The sequence below is a fragment of the Metabacillus idriensis genome, assembly GCF_009674765.1.
GTDB lineage: Bacteria > Bacillota > Bacilli > Bacillales > Bacillaceae > Bacillus_P > Bacillus_P idriensis.
The window spans coordinates 145,640-162,299 of sequence record NZ_WKKF01000004.1 but is presented as its reverse complement, the minus strand read 5'-3'; the positions used below and the strand labels follow the sequence as shown (position 1 = coordinate 162,299).

Below are 16,660 nucleotides of genomic sequence, written 5' to 3'. Positions count from 1 at the left end.
GTTTAATGACCTGATACAAAATAGCAGGGAAAACAGAGCTGCAGAAAATTCCAAAGGTGAGAATTAAAAAATGCCTGGCCCTGCGCTGGTTAATTTAACCTTAGGGAGAGGCGAGAAGTGGGGCCAAATAATTTAGGAGCAATAATGGACAAATTTGATAGTTTTTGCCCCAGAAGCTTCACAAGCTCAGCGACATCCGCATAACACTTGCAATGAAAGATAAACCTCCTAGATCTTTTGGAATTTTATGCTCCTTATCTGCCACAATTAAGTAATCTCTTGTTGGATCTATGACAGAGAGAGCATTTATTAAGCAGTTATCCAGTAAGGCATCAAAGCCTTGAATTCTATAATATTGGTTCCCTAGCCTTCCAATCGCATATTGGCCTTTTTTTGCAGAAATCTCTAAACGGGAAAAACCGTAATCTTTATGCATACATTTGGCTTCGGGTAAATTATAAACATAAAATTCCTCTTGAATATCCACTTTATTTAGTGATTTTTTTATATACCAATTATCCGTTTTTATTGGTTTAAACCCTATATTTTCATACCACTGCATTGCTTTTTCATTCCAGCTAAATACATCTAATTCTATTCTGCTGACTTCATAGTTAGTTAATAAATACTGCTTCGTGTTAAATAATTTCTTGCCAATTCCAAAACTTCTGTAATCTGGCAGGATATAAATGTTATTCAAAAAGAGAACATTCTCAAGTTTTCTCCATTCAACGAATCCAACCAGTTTATTGTCGATATATGCTCCATAAAATGAATAAGGAGAATAATTTGGCGTTTCCAGCAACGAACTAATAAATGAATCATAACCATGGCATGAACTTATGGTTAATGAAAAGATATTCTCGGGCATACCCTTTCTAATAATTTCCCCAAGCCTTTTACTATCAGCAGGTTTTAAACAACGAATATCCATATTAATCCTTAAGCATCTCCTTTCTTTCTTCATTTAAATCTTTCATTAAAGCTCTTGGGTCTACTACTATATCCTCTCTGAGAAATACTTTAAGGATTGTCTTAATAAGGATCTTAATGTCTTGCACTAAATCTTGTTCTTCAACGTATTTTGCATCCAATTCCAGCCTTTCATCCCAGGTTAATTTATTTCTCCCAGAAACCTGTGCCAATCCAGTTACTCCTGGTTTGACTGTATGTCTTAGACGTTCTCTTTCAGAATAATAAGGTAAATACTGGATTAGAAGAGGTCTTGGTCCTACCAGGCTCATTTCTCCCTTTAAAATATTTACTAGCTGCGGCAATTCATCTAAACTTAATTTTCTAAGGACTGAACCGACTTTTGTCAGTCTATTGCTATCAGGAGGCAACACTCCATTCTCGTTATGAGAAGTTTTCATTGTTCGAAATTTATATAATATAAATATTTTCTCATTTAATCCCACTCTTTCTTGTTTAAAAATGATCGGTCTTCCTAAGCTGAAAAATATTATGACAGAAATAATCAGCATTATAGGACTTGCAGCTATGATCATCAGTAAAGAAAAGGAAAAGTCGATAATCCGTTTCAAAAGAAATCACCCTATACGTTCTTTAATAGTTTTGATTATTTTTTAATTATAGTCTGCTTTTATTCTTCCCCTAAGTTTTGATCATTTTTTATAAGGGCCGCTAATCTAAAATCCCACTCTGTATCGATATCTAACGAACGCTCCTTAGGCATTTTAAATCCAATTGTCTCCTTTGAAAGAAAGCTTTTATTTCTTTTGAACCAATTACATTTAGCTAAGTAAATGGCTCCATTTACGGAGAATACGTCAGGCAATTCTTGACGATTCATTGCTATTTTATTAGAATCAATTACTTTTTTTAATTTCGCTTCCTGATCCATAAAATACATCCAAAAAGGGCTTTTTTCGGTTTCAGTTACAGATAAGCAAGCATCAGCCTTTTTCTTGATACAATATTCAATACATTGATCAATGTCGTTTGCTGAACGGAACGGAGAAGTCGGCTGAAGCTGCATAACCCAATCGTATCCATCAAGATGCTGAAGGGAATGCAAAATAACTTCAGCATTTGAAGATTGATCTAATGCCAGTTTTTTCGGCCGAATAAACGGGACATCACACCCGTATTTTCTGGCTGCTTCAATGATTTCGCTATCTTCTGAAGATAACACCAGCCTGTCTATATACCTTGATTTTTTAGCTTCTTCAATTGTCCACGCCAATAGAGGCTTACCTGCTAAAGGCCGTATATTTTTACCTGGAACCCCCTTTGAACCGCCCCTTGCCGGTATAATCGCCAATATACGTTCACCATTAATCATGTGGTTCCTCCTGATATCGAATTCCTTTAGCTGCTTCCTTTGCCGGTACTCCAATAACCTTTGTTCCTTTCTTTACATTTTTATTCACAAGAGCCCCTGCTCCGACTAACGCAGCTTCTCCAATATGAATTCCTTGAATAACGGTTGCTCCTGTGCCTACATGACAGCGTCTTTCAACATGAACGTTTCCTGATAATGTAACACCCGGCGCCAAATGGACATGTTTTCCAATTACACAATCATGGTCAACGGATGTTTTCGTATTGATGATTGAATTCGCCCCAATAATCACACCCGGCTGAATGACAGTGCCTGCCATAATTTGGCCCCCCTCCTCTATGACAACCTTTGTTGCAATGATGGCTGAAGGATGAATAATAGTTTCAAAGGTATAACCTAATTTTTTAAACTTCCTAAAAATATATTCTCTTATTTTGGTATAACCTACTGAACCAATCCCATTTACCAGCTTGATTTGATCTGGCTGATATTCTAAAATTTTTTCCTGATTTCCTAAAATGGGACTTGAAGTATACTTGATCACGGGCCTATCATCTGTATAGCCTAAAATGTATCGATTTTGAGAGATTAAAATATCTTCTAATACTGAGGCATGCCCTCCGCAGCCTATAATAATCAGCGGCTTATTCAAAAGAAACCTGCTCATTTTTTTGATGCGTTTTGTTCGCCGTTCTTCCGATATAATCCCAATAATAAAATGGCGATAGCCCATCTCCCGGTCTTTTAATCGTTAAATTATCAGCTGTAAACGTTTCACCTTTATTTACCTTCCTAGAAGTTACAATACTCTTTCGTATGACGGATTTGTTTTTCACTTCAGAAAAAGAAGGGATTTTAAGGGATTGACCTAGAGAAGCTTCAACCTGACGAATAGCGGAAACCATTTCAGTGAATTCTTCTAGTTCAAGGGATGCCTTATGGTCAGGACCAGGGAGATTACAATCCAATGTAATATGCTTTTCAATGACAACGGCTCCCTTTGCTACAGCGGCTATTGGAACGGCAATTCCTTTCGTATGATCTGAATATCCAACGGGAAGGGAAAATGTTTGCCTTAATGTATCCATCACATTTAAATTCACCTCGCTAAAGGGGGCAGGATATTCAGAAGTGCAGTGCAGCAGTGTCACATTAGTCTGCAAAAGCTTCTGTCCTTCTTCACTGCAAAAAGCTTGTTCAAAAGCTTCTATTGATGGTGTATGCCGTTGCGGTACTTGGTAGCCGAAGGCCAGAACACCTAAAGCTTTCTCGACATCCGCTATCGTACTCACCCCGGTGGATAAAATAATCGGCTTGCCCATCCTTGCCATCTTGAGTAATAGCGGTGCATTTGTAATTTCACCTGATGCAATCTTCAGAATGGGGATGTTAAATGTATTAACCAGGAGATCAACACTTGGTTCATCAAAGGGCGTTGACAGAAATTGAATGTTGTTCTTTTTACAATGCCCGATTAGTTCTTCATGCATTTTGGGGCTTAACTCCAGCTTTTTCACCATCTCAATCTGGGATTCTGCTGGATCTGTAGATTTTATTTGATAATCAGCCTTTGCTGCTTTATCCGTTAAAATATAGTCTGTTACAAACGTTTGAAATTTTATGGCATCTGCCCCTGCTTTTGCCGCACCCTCAATTAATTCTTTCCCGAGCTGAATGCTTCCATTATGATTAACCCCCGCTTCTGCGATGATAAATGTTTTACACATTCAGATCACTTCCTTTATCAATATATATCCTTCTGCAAATTGAAATCCCGAGGAAGCGCCCCTATAAGAGGACAGGGCTCTTATTGCCTGTTCGCTCCTTGGAAAAGGAAATTCTCCCATTTCACTTTGGAAAACCTTCATGATTTCAATTTTTTGATCAAGGAAACTGGTTATATCAACATATACATTCGGGCTGAACTTTACATAGGCTGGATTAATTCCAAGTTCTGTTTCTGAAAGGGTTTCATAGACGAGTATGCGTTTTACGAATGGATAGCGAAACCATTTTGTACAGGACATGCCGCTGTCAAACACAAATTTATGATCGCTGTGAATATCTCCGGGATGTGGAAGATAAACGATATCAGGACGGATTCTCTGAATCGTTTCTCCAATTTTTTGAACCAGCTCTTCTAGCGGCACGGTATCTAACCGTGCTGTTGGAAAACCGAGTTTAGTAACAGAGTCAAACTCGTAAAGAGCAGCTGCTTGAGTGATTTCCATCTCTCTTTTTTCAATACGCTCCTTGGTAAATCCGCGCTCAGCGGTTATTGCCGTAACAATTAACCAGTGAATGGAATCCCCATTTTTTTTATGCCTGAGCAGCGCTCCTCCACAGCCTAACGTCTCATCATCCGGGTGAGGTGCTATGACCAAAATTGTACTCATAAATAACTCCCTTCCTTAAGAAGATCATTAAATTCATGCTCAATAAGCTGTACGGCACCATCCCCGCATTTAACAACGTTAGCTGAATTGCCGAATTTCAATACTTTTCCGGGTTCCAAGTTTTTTATGCTGGATATAAAGGCTGAATCTTCCACAATTTTTACTTTCCATATTTTAACTTCTCTATCGTTAAACATACAATGGGCACCAGGATAAGGCCGGGTTAACGCCCTTACCAGGTTATAGATCCCTTCTGCACTCATTCTCCAGTCGATTTTCCCGTCTTTAAATGACCTTTTTCTCCAATAGTTAGCATAGGAATCATTTTGAGGACATTTCACAATCGTTCCTGCAGCGAAATTCTTAGTAAATTCAGCAATTTGTACGAGTGCCGTCTCAGTTAATTTTTGGTACAATGTGCCTGCATCATCTGTTTTCTCAATCGCTACAAATCGTTGACTGATGATCTCACCTGAATCTGCTCCTTCATCCATGACAAAGAAAGTGGAAGCTGTTTGTTCCAGACCAAGGGAGAGAGCCCAAATGATTGGATGCCTTCCTCTGTTTTGAGGCAAAGCGGCAGGGTGATAGCCAATGACCCCTAATTTAGGAATAGATAAAATCTCTTGTTTCAATAAATAAGACCATCCAAAGCAGTAAATGACATCCGGCTTCATGTCTTGCAGCCAGCTGGCCATTGATAGTTGATTATTGCCTTCCGCGATAAAACAAGGAATGCTGTTTGCGTTTGCAAGGGGTTCTAACGAACAAAAATCAGAATTGATTTTTGATTGTCTTCGTGTAATGACCCCGATAATTTCGATTGCTGAACTTTGAATTGATACTAGCTGCTTGAGCACTTGGCAGCTGAACTGCACACAGCCAATAACGATCACTTTCATTCGCCATGCTCCATATCATAAAATTTTTTCATTAGTAAATCGTCAAGCGAAACTTCCTTCAGAATCTTTTTAATTTTTTCAGCTACATTTCCAGTGCCATACGGAGAAGTAACATTTTTCAATTTTTGCTGAAATTCAGCAGATAATGCTTTGTTAATAGCTAGAACTATTTCATTAGAGCTCTCTATGCAATCGACGATAGAACTGGCTCTTAGTCTTCCTTTCTGGCGATCTCCTAAATTGACAGTTGGTTTTTGCAGAAAAGGAGCTTCGACCAATCCGCTCGATGAATTCCCAATCACCACATCCGAGTGTTTAATAGCGCTCAAATACCGTAATTGCCCCATAGAAGTAAATGCAATTGACCTTTCAGGATTCAAAAGGACGTATTCATCAATCATTTGGTTAATAACACGGCCTTCTGTATCAGAATTAGATTTGGTAAAAATCATATGCACATCCCTAAATGTGTCCATCGCTTTAAAAAGTTCTTTTATGGCATTTAGAGGACCAATTTTACTTAATGTAATCGGATGGTAGGTTATGAGAAAGTTTTTTCTCCCTAATTTAAATTGAATAGATTTTTCAAATTCTTCTTTTTCTAATAGTTTTAAACGACGGATATTATCGATGGAAGCAGCCCCTGTATTCCACACCCGTTCTGGATGTTCCCCTAATTGAATAACCCTTTTGCGGTATGGGTCAGCCCCAACAAAATGGAAATGGGCCATCTTTGTCACTGAATGTCTTATTGCCTCATCGATTAATCCCTCTGTAGTTTCTCCTCCGTGTAAATGCGCAATTGGGATTCTTGCCACCATAGCTGCCTGAGCTGCAGCCAGAATTTCATAACGGTCACCCAGGACAACAACTATATCTGGCTTTAGCCTCTCAAAAGACTCGGCAAATCCCATTGTTGCAATACCCATTGATTTAGCAATACCCACTGGTGTATCACTTGATAAAAGCATTTCCACCTTTTCATCAATCTTAAATCCATCTTGCTCAATCACTTTATAAGTCAAGCCGAATTCAGGTGATAAATGCATTCCTGTCACTACAGTCTGCAGCAATAAATCATGATCCGCATCAATTTCTTTCATAAGCCAATATAACAATCCATATTCAGCTCTAGTGCCAGTAACCACACATATTTTCCGTTCATTCAAATCCATCACTCATTTTTTTTGGATTAAGAAGCTAATTGTTATTCCATCACAATATATGAATGCATTTTATCCCCTATCACTGTTTTTCGTTTTCCTATCAGGTTTTCCAAGCAAAAAAACAATCAATGAGGATCATAATTCCCAGTACAAAGCCAATGCTAATAATAAAAAAGGGATTTGGATTTACCGGTGTATAATTGCTTTTGGCTTTGGAAAGGAGCTGGACGTTATCGATTTTCATTAACTTTTGAATATCCTTTTGGAAATACTCGGCATAGATATTGGCAATTTCAGCTGCTTTCTGAGGTGATTCGTTTTGAACTTTAATTTTTATGACCAGTGCATCTTCAGCACCCTCTATTTGCACTTTTTGTTCAAGGTTCTCCATATCACCCGCCTTGGCAAGTTCCTTTTCCACACCTTCAACAGTACGGGGGCTTTTTAAAATCTCTATATACGTACCCATTAAATCAAATTGATTGTCAAGATTGATGAAATGCTCTTCGTCTTCATCATTTACCTCGTTCACTAAAATTTCAGCCTGCGCTTGATAAATCGGTTTAATGACGTAAAAACTCATAACAGCACTTGCAGTGGTGAAAAGCAAAGTGATTAATACAATCATCCAGGAATATTTCCACAACATTGAAGCGTAATCCTTAAAAACGATTGGCTTATCTTCCATTTTATTGTCCTTTCTTTTTTCTTTATCGAGTTATGCAATCTTAAAATGTATTTACACTTACTAAGTGATAAGTCTTGGATTTAACTCATTTTTCAGACGGGATCACCTCTTTTAATTCATAAACTACAACCTCTTTCGATTGATAAACTAAATGAAAAGTAGACGGGACTTGACTAGAGTGCGGATTAAATAAAAAGGAAAACTGAGGAAGGTAATTTACCGTAAATCGATCAAAAATAAGATAGTCGCTTTTTACAGGCGGAATGAACGGGCTGCCATAGGTGTTTTGTGCATGCTGTATGACTTTTTCATCAAGAGCTTCGTAGGTATAAATTCCAGCTACCTCTCCTTCATAATACAAAGGCATCATTATAAATTGTGATCCTAAGTAGTAGGCCCATGCAGGATTTACTGCCATCACTGTTTTATGCCCGATATCCGGATCATAGGCTTTAAGTGTCTCAGTGATAGCTTTGTAATCTGCCAGCTGTCCGCCATCGTAATCGTCTCCTTTAATGTATTGATGCGTTAAATAACCCGTAGTCAAAAGCCCGCAGCAAAATAATATACTTATAACACTTTTTAACATCACCTTTAAAAACGAGTGCCTTCTTTCATAACGGACTAAGTATGTGATGATAAAATGAATAGATAAAATAGTGAACACAACAGTCCAGCTAAGAAAAACCTGTGGAAACACAAACGCTTGAGAGACTAGAAAAATAAATAAAACCACACCAGTTAACAGACTTACTGAGTATATCTTCTTAATCCTAAATGGGCTGCTTATCCAGGCAGGCAGAACAAAAGGACTTAAAGCCGCGCAAGTTCCTACCATTAAAAGGAGACTTATCAGCATATTTGAAAATACATGCTGGATAAATGCCCAGGGATTCGACAAAATGATATCTGAAATCCCGTTATAATCTGCATGCCATTTCCACCACCACAATGGATTTCGATCAAACAGCCCATACCCGATGTTAATATATTGCCATGTAGCAAAAGGAGACCCATTCAAAAGTGAGTTATGGAGCCACCATGGAGATGAAACAACCGAAAATGAAACAACAAATAATATTAACGGTTTCCATGCCTTTTTCCAATTAAATGCAAGTAAGACGGTTAATATGATTAATGGAACAAGGATATAACTCGTATATCTTGTTAATCCTGCTAATCCAGCCATCACGCCTAAAACAATAAATTCTTTGGATCCAGGGAATTTCAATGATCGAAATAATAATAAAATGCTTGATACAAAAAAAAGAGAATCCAGCATATGATTTTCAGCCTGAAGGGAGGAGAGCAAATAGAGCGGATTTACCACTAAAAACAGTTGTGATAATAATGCGGTCGACTCATCCTTCGTTAGTTCCATGGCTAACTTATAGACCACATAAAGAAGCAGAACCCCCGCAGCATGCGAGATGAGCTTAGATGCTAAAAATCCAGGCATAAATAAATCAAGGAAACCTGCAAGCAATGAATACAATGGTGGCCAATAGTGGGAGGGCCATCCTGCATACCCTTCTCCGTCAAAAATAGCGCGGCCCGCAAATAATTGCATGACGCCATCCCACTCTTCAAATGTATTATGAAAATATGATAGTGGAACTAAAAGGATAGCAAAGAGAATGGGAATAACAAATTCATTTCTTGATTGAATAAATTTCTTTATCTTGTTCAAAACCTGATAATTCTCCTTTCTTTTACAGTTGCTTTTTATAATACGAAAGTTACATCATTTGGGATTTCCGACGCAGGGCAGCGAAGACTTTCTGTAAGGAAAGCAGCGGTCTTGCTTACAGTCATAAGCGCACTTAGGAAACTCAGAAGCCGTGAAAGCTGGACCAATTGCAGACCTTATCTGATGACCTTGCGCTTAAACAAGCAGGACAATCTCGAGAAGCTAATTCCAAAGAGTATCCAGTAGCAAACCAAGCAGAAAACCGAGGATGATTCCCCCAACAACCTCTAATTTGGAATGGCCAACCTCTTCTCTAAGTAATTTGTTTAGATCTTCAGCTGCAAATCTTCGATTCAAGGTGTTCAATCTTTTTGCATGTTCCCCGACATATCTTCTTAAACCTGTTGCATCAATGAATACAAGCCATAAGATCGTTATTCCTAATCCAAAAAGAGGACTGAAAAACCCTTCGTTTAGCCCAATCAATGTTGTTGGAGTCATCACAACCGTTGTATGGGTGCTTGGAAATCCGCCATTTCCAATTTTCCTTAATGCAAGCTTATAGCCGTATTGATAATAATGAATAAGAAATTTCATTGAACCGGAAACGAGCCATCCAATGAAAGGTGCCAGGAAATACAACATTCTTATCCTCCTCCACTTAAAGCTGATACCTTTTTCTTGTTCTTAAATAAACGAGTAATCCGACAAAAAATCCCAGCCACAAGGTGACTAATCGAACCACTAATGTCACGGAAACAGCGATTGACTTATCAAGTCCGAAATAAAGCAGCATCCCTGTTAAACTGCCTTCTGCAATCCCCAACCCGCCGGGAATCATCGATAATGCTCCCGCTAACGTTGAAAACGAGAAAATGAAAATCGAATGGAGAAGATGGAGGTCTATGCCCAGTCCATTGAGGATAATAAGCATGGATACGCATTCCATAAACCATGCAACTAAACTTAGTCCAAATGAAATCAATGAATTTTTCAGGCCGATTAACCTGTAAATACTGTCATAAAACAGTCCCAATTGTTCCTTGTGCTTTCGGACGATAGAAAACATCGTTATTTTTTCGATGATCCAGCGAACCGTTTTTCTCGACTGTAAAATTACGAGCAGCATGATGGTGCCAATCAGAACTGTTAAAAAAAAGAGAAAACCAAATTGAAAAATAACTACTCCCAGCGAAGCCAATAAAACCATTGCAAGAAAATCAGACAATAAATCCGTAAAAATAACGGGAGCAGACACATGTACCTCTACCTGAAAACATCTTTTCAACGAATACGACTTTATGAATTCCCCTACTTTTCCAGGTGTCATAGACATGCAATGGCCAATAAACCAAATATTGAAACTGTCTTTTACATTTAATTCGATTTTTTGCTGGTTAAGCAGGTAATGCCATTTGATGAACCGAAAAACATAACTAATTAAAGTGCATACAATCGCAAAAATGATAACGGACCATTCGATTGACAGCACCGTTCCGGTTATTTTCTGAACATCTCCCCAAAGAAGAAAGACAGAAAGGGTTATGACCCCCATTACGAAGCCTGTGACAATTTTGGATGAAAGTTTTTTTTCCTATCCAGTTCTTTTTTTTGTTTCACCATGGCTGCAGCATCCTTACCATTTCATTAGTTTAAATAGTTTTTCAGGAATCAATCGAATGACCTTCATAATATAAAGCCAATACCACGGGGTGTAGAGAATCTCTTTTTTCTTTAAAATAGACTTGTAGATCGAGGCGGCTATTTTTTGGGGACTGGCTACTAGAATGGTTGGCTTGAGTAAACCATAGGTCATTTTTGTGTCAACAAAACCGGGTTTTACGGTTAGTACATTTACCTTTGAATGAGCAAGCCGATTTCTTAACCCCTGCAAATAAACCGTCATGCCCCCTTTCGAAGCACCATAAATGTAATTGCTCCGTCTGCCGCGGTCTCCGGCAACGGACGATATGGCACAAATAAAACCGTCTTGTTTCTTCTCAAAATACCTGGCTGCTTCTTCAAGAAGTAAAACGGAAGACGTAAAATTAACGTGCATCATTTCACGAATCAAGGAACCGTTTTGTTCCATTTCTTTTTGGTCAGACATGAGCCCATAGGATAGAATCATTCCGTCCAAATGACCTCCAAGTTCTATGCATTTATTAAAAAAAGCCGAATAGTTTTCTTCTTTTAAAGCGTCAAAATAGACGGTCTTTGGATGGATTCCATACCGGATTTCCAGATCGGCTGCAAGCCTCTCCAGTTCTTCCATGTTTCTTCCCGCAAGAATGAGGTTTACCTTGTTGGAGGCTAAATGATAAGCTAACGCTTTTGAGATTCCGGACATTGCACATGCAATAAGTACCTGGTTCATTGACAATCCCCCGTTATCGCAAGTCTTCTGGACATGGAAGATGAAAAAATTCCTTTTGGATCGATTTCCTTTTTTATCTTTTTGAATTTATCCAAATCAGGATACATCGCCTCAAAGGTGCGTGGATCTAAAACTGAATCTTTAGCAAGGTATATTCGGCCATTGTAACGAAGAACCAATTCATCCAGTTCCTTTAAAAATGGAAAGATTGTGCCATCTTTAACCGGAAAATCAAGTGCCAGTGTATGTCCTTTAAAAGGAAAGGACAGCAGACCCTCGTTTTGTGTTCCAAAACTTTTTAATACTGCCAAGAAAGAAGCCTTTTGAGATTCACTCAGCTTCTTTAGCATCTCTGTCAATCCTGCCATGCTGGTCTCTTCCGGAAAGACGGCCTGATACTGTACAAACCCTTTTTTCCCATATAGGCGATTCCAGTTCAGAATGGAATCCAAAGGATAAAAATAGGAATTATAGTCGATGGTTTTATGAGATCCGTCCTTGAAAGAGCTATAATAGAATTGATTAAACCCTTTAATAGTCAATGGGTTTAATAGAGAAGGAGGCATTGAAGCCGGTACATTCCATTTGAATGCAGACTTTGTTTCCAGTGAATGTGAGTTTATTTTTGTACGAGGAGAATGGTTCCCTAACATTAAAATAGAACGTCCAAGCGTTTCTCCTGCTGCCAAACAATCAATCCAAGCAACAGAATAGTCATACTTATGATCATGCTGACGGAACAACTCGAATGCTTCCTCAAGGTTCTTGGCTATTAGATAGTCAACATCGATCATGGCACTTTCGATTTGGATCAGTCGAATACGTGCGCTTAGGATGATTCCGGTAAGTCCAATTCCGCCTGCCGTTGCCCAAAACAAATCCTTGTTTTGTACTCTCGAACAGGTCAGGATTTCTCCTGAGGCCGTCAGCAGCTTAAAATCCAAAATGTGTTCGGAAAGACAGCCCCCACGGTGATGATTTTTTCCATGAACATCATTCGCAATAGCTCCGCCTAAGGTAACGAATTTTGTCCCTGGAGTGACGGGTAGGAAATATCCTCTCGGCAAAAAGAACTCAATGATTTCTTCTAGCATAGTTCCCCCTTCACATTCCAAAATCCCTTTCTCAGAATCAAATGAGAGGAACCGATTAAATTTTGTCAGTAAGAGAAGCGAATGACCCCCGTTTAAGGCTGTATCCCCATAGCTTCTGCCATTTCCCCTTGGAATTCTGCACGAATCATCCTGCCATTCAACCAGTTCCCTTAAATCACTCAGATTTTCAGGTCGATAAACGAAACATTCTTCTATGGGGTAATTCCCCCATCCGCCTATTTTCTCTTTACGAAACATTTTTTTGTTCCTTTCATCTGTCGTATTTTTGACAAAAGCTGTTTTTGGCATAAAGACTCCTGATATGAGGGATATTCTCACGAAAAAAATAGTGGCTCACTAACTTTTATTCAGGTAAGAGTAATAAAAATATAAAGAACATATATGATAGTCGTTATTAATATAGGTTTATCTTCCAGTAAAACTTGTTCCGGTTTGCCTCCTTTTCCCTCCTGATGAATTAAATAAAGGTAGCGGCAAATCCCGTACAGCACCAATGGAATACTCCACATTAATATTTCTGAGTGTTCCGAACTAAAAGCGAAGAGAGCGTAACTAATGATAGTGGCAGTAGTAAAGATGCTATTATATTGATCAAGCAGTGCGATTGAATAATTTTTTAAGACTTTGCGATGCGTTTCTTGTGTTTTTTGCAGTAAAAAAAGCTCATGTCTCCTCTTACTGACAGCCAGGAACATCGATAACCATAAAGCACAAAGTAAAAACCATTCTGTTAATGGCACATTAATAACAAGTGCGCCTCCAACTGCCCGCAATACGAAGCCTGATGCAATTAATAAAATATCCAGCAAGACGATATGTTTTAACTTCAAGGAGTAGAGCACATTTATAATGAAATAAATGGATAGGCATATCGCAAATAAAGAATTAAATATGTTTGCTGCCCATATGGAGGAAATAAGAAGGAGAAATCCGAATGTCAGTGCCAAAAGGGGATTTAGAGCACCAGAAGCCATCGGGCGATGTTTTTTTTCAGGGTGCATCCTGTCAGCTTTCCGGTCGACAAAATCGTTCAGGATATATACGCAGCTGGAAACGAAACAAAATAAAAAGAAACCGATTAAGGATTTTAAAAACACACCTTCATGCATAAGCTGCATCGAGAAAAGGGGAGCTGCAAAAACAATGAGATTTTTGGTCCATTGTTTTGGACGTAATTGTTTAAAGAGAAGATACGCTCCCTTTGGAATCTTAGAGAGTTCCATGATTAACCACTTCATTGTTATAGATCATCAGTAATCCTCCATAGATGAATTTAGTCCATCATATGATTGTCTGAATAAACTGTGAAGTGTTCTCCAGAAAATAGGTATAAGCTTACGGTTATTTTTCAAAGCTTACCCAAAAACTTAAGGACATTCCTTCTTGAAACTGCCATGATGGAACCTTGAGGATTTACCCCTGGAGCAGAACATAATAAACTGGCGTCAGAAATGTATAAATTTGAAAAACCATGCACTTTCCCGAAAGAATCTGCGGCGCAAATTTCTTTCTTTTCTCCCATTGGACAGGATGAAAACAGATGAATTGTCATTAAATTTGTTTTCGTTTTTGAAAGGATCTCCGGGATATCCTTCAAATGTGATGGGTTACTGAACCTCTTCATTCCAGCTACACTGGGATGAACAGCTGATGCGCCACCTTCAAAAAGCAAGGAAGAAATCTTATAGAGTCCTTCCGAAAGATCCCTTAAATCTTCTTCAGTCAGATGATAGCGTATAACCGGATCTCTAAAGCCCGGAATTGTTCTGATTGTTCCTCTTCCATGCCCAGTTATCATCGTATAATAAACAGCCATCTTCTCCCAATTAGAGACGATTTCATTCAAAAAATCAGGATGATCAATCATTCCTGCCGCTAAATAGGATGGCAAACTAATAGAACAGCCGAAGCTAAGTCTGGGAGCAAAGTTTTTGACTTGATAAACAGGTACCCCCAATTCAAAATCATTCACGTTTTCTTCAAACTGCCCAATTACTTTAAGGGTCGGATGGATCTGCAGCGAGTTGCCGATGTTCTGTTTTATTCCGCTTCTTCTTAAAAGTGCAGCAGTTTGTACAGCGCCGCAGCAAATAAATAAGTGTTCTGTTTCAATGACTATATCTTTTTTGTCTAGATATTTCCCGCTTAAAATCCACTTTGCTCCATTTTGCTTGATTGACTTAATCCAGGTATCATGAAGAAGTTTACAGCCATGTTCAATGGCTTTGGGGATAAACGTTTTTGACATAGATTGTTTATGGCTGAGATATCGGCCGTATTTATCACGCTCCTGACTATAAGTAAACCACCTTGGCACTTCTACTGCTTCCCACCCCATCTTTTCTGCTCCCTGTTTAAGCTTTAAGGATGGTTTTGAGGGTTCATGGGGCAGAGGGGATACCGATAACGCCTCTTCACAAGCTTCAAAATGAGGAAGCATGTCCTTTAAAGATAATGCATCAACGTCAAACTTCTTTTTCCATTCTTCTAAAATATGTTCAGGGGTGCGATGGTATAAACCGCTGTTTACTTCACTTCCGCCTCCAACAACACGCCCTTCCGCATAAACAATTTTGGGAGAACCAAACATTGGAGTAATACCTCCATTTCGGTATTTCTCAACCATTTCCTCAATAGAATACGATTTTGTTGATTCCAGCCTCTGCAGAGATCCTTCTTCAATCAGCAAAACATCCCTGCCGGACTGAGCCAGATAAAATGCAGTCAGTGCCCCTCCTGGTCCAGAGCCAATGACAACAATTTCACTTTTTAACTCTTCTGCGGGATCGGGTGAGGCGGTCAGCGTTTGATCAGTCATGATGATTCCCCCTCATTTCTTCTTCTAATTTTGAAAACAGCCTTAAAAAAATCAGACTCTCATAAAAACGGATAAAATCTCTAAAATAACTAATCTTAGAATTTTTCCACCTTTTTATTTGGTTAACTTTCAACTCTTCAGGAAGATTTTGAAACAGTTTACCGCCAACAAATAAACCATAAAATCCAAAAAATATGGTGGCTATAAATAGCGCAGCCTGTAAATAAACGGCCATTCTATGAAATTGCTCTATCACAAAGTCTGTTAATTCTTGGGTAAAGTGATTTACCTCGATTGTTTCCGTGATTGGGAATGGAATTGACTGTGATAAGGCCGAAACCACTTTATGAAAGAAAACCTTCATCCATCATGTCTCCCTTTTAATCATTCTTCCAATAGTTTAATAGACGCTTAAACATTGTGAATCGTCATCTCGCTTCGGACTAAAAAACGGATATTCCATCTTGTTTGGCCAAGGCCGTTTGAAATATAAAGTTCTCCTGCCGCTAATTGGTGCTTGCCGGTAAAGATCCCTTTTTCAGCGAAAGGACCCATGGGCTTCAATTTAAAAAGAAAAGGAATGTTTATTTGTTTACCATGAAAATGTCCAGCTAACGCAAGTTCATATTTTGCCGTGATGTATTCAAAACAATTTGGATCATGACAGAGCACGATTAGCGGTTCGTTATGCCGCTGTGCCATAATCTTTTCGGTGACTCGATTCCATCCTCTTCTATAAGAGTCAATGCCCAGCAGGAAAAAGCCGTCCAAAGAGACAGCCTCATTTTCGAGAAGGCTGATTTGATAAGTCTCAAATAGCTGCTTTAAAGAACTAATGTCGGGGAGACGATAATCATGATTACCTAAAACAGCAAATACAGGAATAGAAGATTCTTTCAAAACGTCTAAATAAGCAGCTAATTTTGGAAGTGCCCACGCCTCATCAAGATAATCCCCGGTTAAAAAGATGTAATCGATTTTTTCTTTCATGATGAGTTTTTTTAATCGTTTAGGGGATATCCTTATTTTCTCCACATGAAAATCGCTGAGTTGGAGAATCGTTTTATTAAGTCCTAAAGGTGTATCCACCCGAACGATTTTGACCCACCAGGTTGGGAACACAAATAACAGGTGACTAGCAACAAAAATAAGCATTACTCCTATTAATATCCACATCATTTTTCATTCTCCTTGCTATATCTC

General features: G+C 38.6%; 18 protein-coding genes. All 18 read right to left on the bottom strand.

The features are described 5' to 3' along the window. Window positions 1–178: 178 nt before the first annotated feature. The 18 genes from GJU41_RS15450 to GJU41_RS15365 all read right to left on the bottom strand — a co-directional run bounded on the left by GJU41_RS15450 (window position 179) and on the right by GJU41_RS15365 (window position 16,636). Window positions 179–934 carry a GNAT family N-acetyltransferase gene (locus tag GJU41_RS15450; RefSeq protein ID WP_070876511.1) on the bottom strand — a complete coding sequence of 252 codons (756 nt, stop codon included), beginning with the start codon at window positions 932–934 and terminating at the stop codon, window positions 179–181. Window position 935: 1 nt separating this feature from the next. After that, on the bottom strand, window positions 936–1,544 hold the full coding sequence (locus GJU41_RS15445; RefSeq protein ID WP_070876512.1) for a sugar transferase: 609 nt from the start codon (window positions 1,542–1,544) through the stop codon (window positions 936–938). A gap of 59 nt (window positions 1,545–1,603) precedes the next feature. Then, window positions 1,604–2,305, bottom strand: coding sequence for an acylneuraminate cytidylyltransferase family protein (locus tag GJU41_RS15440; RefSeq protein WP_070876513.1), 702 nt, complete (start codon window positions 2,303–2,305; stop codon window positions 1,604–1,606). Beyond that, window positions 2,298–2,957, bottom strand: coding sequence for an acetyltransferase (locus GJU41_RS15435; RefSeq protein WP_224771103.1), 660 nt, complete (start codon window positions 2,955–2,957; stop codon window positions 2,298–2,300). Before GJU41_RS15435 ends, GJU41_RS15440 begins: the two co-directional genes overlap by 8 nt. Further along, entirely contained in the window at window positions 2,950–4,032 is a 1,083-nt protein-coding gene (gene neuB / locus GJU41_RS15430; protein ID WP_070876515.1) for an N-acetylneuraminate synthase, read from the bottom strand. The genes GJU41_RS15435 and neuB overlap by 8 nt, the downstream gene beginning before the upstream one ends. Then, window positions 4,033–4,701 carry a PIG-L deacetylase family protein gene (locus GJU41_RS15425; protein ID WP_070876516.1) on the bottom strand — a complete coding sequence of 223 codons (669 nt, stop codon included), beginning with the start codon at window positions 4,699–4,701 and terminating at the stop codon, window positions 4,033–4,035. It abuts the gene before it with no gap. Beyond that, window positions 4,698–5,603 carry a methionyl-tRNA formyltransferase gene (locus GJU41_RS15420; protein ID WP_154319078.1) on the bottom strand — a complete coding sequence of 302 codons (906 nt, stop codon included), beginning with the start codon at window positions 5,601–5,603 and terminating at the stop codon, window positions 4,698–4,700. The genes GJU41_RS15425 and GJU41_RS15420 overlap by 4 nt, the downstream gene beginning before the upstream one ends. Further along, window positions 5,600–6,772 carry a UDP-N-acetylglucosamine 2-epimerase gene (gene neuC, locus GJU41_RS15415; RefSeq protein ID WP_139149104.1) on the bottom strand — a complete coding sequence of 391 codons (1,173 nt, stop codon included), beginning with the start codon at window positions 6,770–6,772 and terminating at the stop codon, window positions 5,600–5,602. Before neuC ends, GJU41_RS15420 begins: the two co-directional genes overlap by 4 nt. Window positions 6,773–6,869: 97 nt before the next feature. Further along, window positions 6,870–7,457 (bottom strand): YveK family protein, encoded by a 588-nt coding sequence (locus tag GJU41_RS15410; protein WP_154319077.1) that lies wholly within the window; start codon window positions 7,455–7,457, stop codon window positions 6,870–6,872. An 85-nt stretch (window positions 7,458–7,542) separates the two neighbouring features. Then, on the bottom strand, window positions 7,543–9,147 hold the full coding sequence (locus GJU41_RS15405) for a glycosyltransferase family 39 protein (protein ID WP_070876520.1): 1,605 nt from the start codon (window positions 9,145–9,147) through the stop codon (window positions 7,543–7,545). Window positions 9,148–9,369: 222 nt separating this feature from the next. Next, window positions 9,370–9,792: a divergent PAP2 family protein gene (locus GJU41_RS15400; protein ID WP_070876522.1), complete on the bottom strand. Its 423-nt coding sequence runs from the start codon at window positions 9,790–9,792 to the stop codon at window positions 9,370–9,372. A gap of 16 nt (window positions 9,793–9,808) precedes the next feature. Then, window positions 9,809–10,702: a lysylphosphatidylglycerol synthase transmembrane domain-containing protein gene (locus GJU41_RS15395; RefSeq protein WP_154319076.1), complete on the bottom strand. Its 894-nt coding sequence runs from the start codon at window positions 10,700–10,702 to the stop codon at window positions 9,809–9,811. A gap of 81 nt (window positions 10,703–10,783) precedes the next feature. Then, window positions 10,784–11,524 carry an SDR family oxidoreductase gene (locus GJU41_RS15390; protein ID WP_070876524.1) on the bottom strand — a complete coding sequence of 247 codons (741 nt, stop codon included), beginning with the start codon at window positions 11,522–11,524 and terminating at the stop codon, window positions 10,784–10,786. Further along, on the bottom strand, window positions 11,521–12,927 hold the full coding sequence (locus GJU41_RS15385; RefSeq protein WP_224771422.1) for an FAD-binding protein: 1,407 nt from the start codon (window positions 12,925–12,927) through the stop codon (window positions 11,521–11,523). Before GJU41_RS15385 ends, GJU41_RS15390 begins: the two co-directional genes overlap by 4 nt. Window positions 12,928–12,986: 59 nt before the next feature. Next, the gene (locus tag GJU41_RS15380; RefSeq protein WP_224771101.1) at window positions 12,987–13,862 is read right to left on the bottom strand and encodes a decaprenyl-phosphate phosphoribosyltransferase; all 876 of its coding nucleotides are present in this window, start codon (window positions 13,860–13,862) and stop codon (window positions 12,987–12,989) included. A 125-nt stretch (window positions 13,863–13,987) separates the two neighbouring features. After that, window positions 13,988–15,457, bottom strand: a complete 1,470-nt coding sequence (locus GJU41_RS15375; RefSeq protein WP_154319075.1) for a GMC family oxidoreductase — start codon at window positions 15,455–15,457, stop codon at window positions 13,988–13,990. After that, the gene (locus GJU41_RS15370) at window positions 15,450–15,821 is read right to left on the bottom strand and encodes a hypothetical protein (RefSeq protein WP_070876527.1); all 372 of its coding nucleotides are present in this window, start codon (window positions 15,819–15,821) and stop codon (window positions 15,450–15,452) included. The genes GJU41_RS15375 and GJU41_RS15370 overlap by 8 nt, the downstream gene beginning before the upstream one ends. A 47-nt stretch (window positions 15,822–15,868) precedes the next feature. After that, window positions 15,869–16,636 carry a metallophosphoesterase gene (locus GJU41_RS15365; RefSeq protein ID WP_070876528.1) on the bottom strand — a complete coding sequence of 256 codons (768 nt, stop codon included), beginning with the start codon at window positions 16,634–16,636 and terminating at the stop codon, window positions 15,869–15,871. Window positions 16,637–16,660: the final 24 nt, after the last annotated feature.

Coding starts and splice junctions, on each gene's coding strand:
- neuB (WP_070876515.1), bottom strand. CDS start 4,032: ATGTGTAAAACATTTATCATCGCAGAAGCGGGGGTTAATCATAATGGA.
- GJU41_RS15450 (WP_070876511.1), bottom strand. CDS start 934: ATGGATATTCGTTGTTTAAAACCTGCTGATAGTAAAAGGCTTGGGGAA.
- GJU41_RS15440 (WP_070876513.1), bottom strand. CDS start 2,305: ATGATTAATGGTGAACGTATATTGGCGATTATACCGGCAAGGGGCGGT.
- GJU41_RS15410 (WP_154319077.1), bottom strand. CDS start 7,457: ATGGAAGATAAGCCAATCGTTTTTAAGGATTACGCTTCAATGTTGTGG.
- GJU41_RS15390 (WP_070876524.1), bottom strand. CDS start 11,524: ATGAACCAGGTACTTATTGCATGTGCAATGTCCGGAATCTCAAAAGCG.
- GJU41_RS15395 (WP_154319076.1), bottom strand. CDS start 10,702: ATGGGGGTCATAACCCTTTCTGTCTTTCTTCTTTGGGGAGATGTTCAG.
- GJU41_RS15400 (WP_070876522.1), bottom strand. CDS start 9,792: ATGTTGTATTTCCTGGCACCTTTCATTGGATGGCTCGTTTCCGGTTCA.
- GJU41_RS15420 (WP_154319078.1), bottom strand. CDS start 5,603: ATGAAAGTGATCGTTATTGGCTGTGTGCAGTTCAGCTGCCAAGTGCTC.
- GJU41_RS15375 (WP_154319075.1), bottom strand. CDS start 15,457: ATGACTGATCAAACGCTGACCGCCTCACCCGATCCCGCAGAAGAGTTA.
- GJU41_RS15365 (WP_070876528.1), bottom strand. CDS start 16,636: ATGATGTGGATATTAATAGGAGTAATGCTTATTTTTGTTGCTAGTCAC.
- GJU41_RS15385 (WP_224771422.1), bottom strand. CDS start 12,927: ATGCCAAAAACAGCTTTTGTCAAAAATACGACAGATGAAAGGAACAAA.
- GJU41_RS15380 (WP_224771101.1), bottom strand. CDS start 13,862: ATGGAACTCTCTAAGATTCCAAAGGGAGCGTATCTTCTCTTTAAACAA.
- GJU41_RS15425 (WP_070876516.1), bottom strand. CDS start 4,701: ATGAGTACAATTTTGGTCATAGCACCTCACCCGGATGATGAGACGTTA.
- GJU41_RS15370 (WP_070876527.1), bottom strand. CDS start 15,821: ATGAAGGTTTTCTTTCATAAAGTGGTTTCGGCCTTATCACAGTCAATT.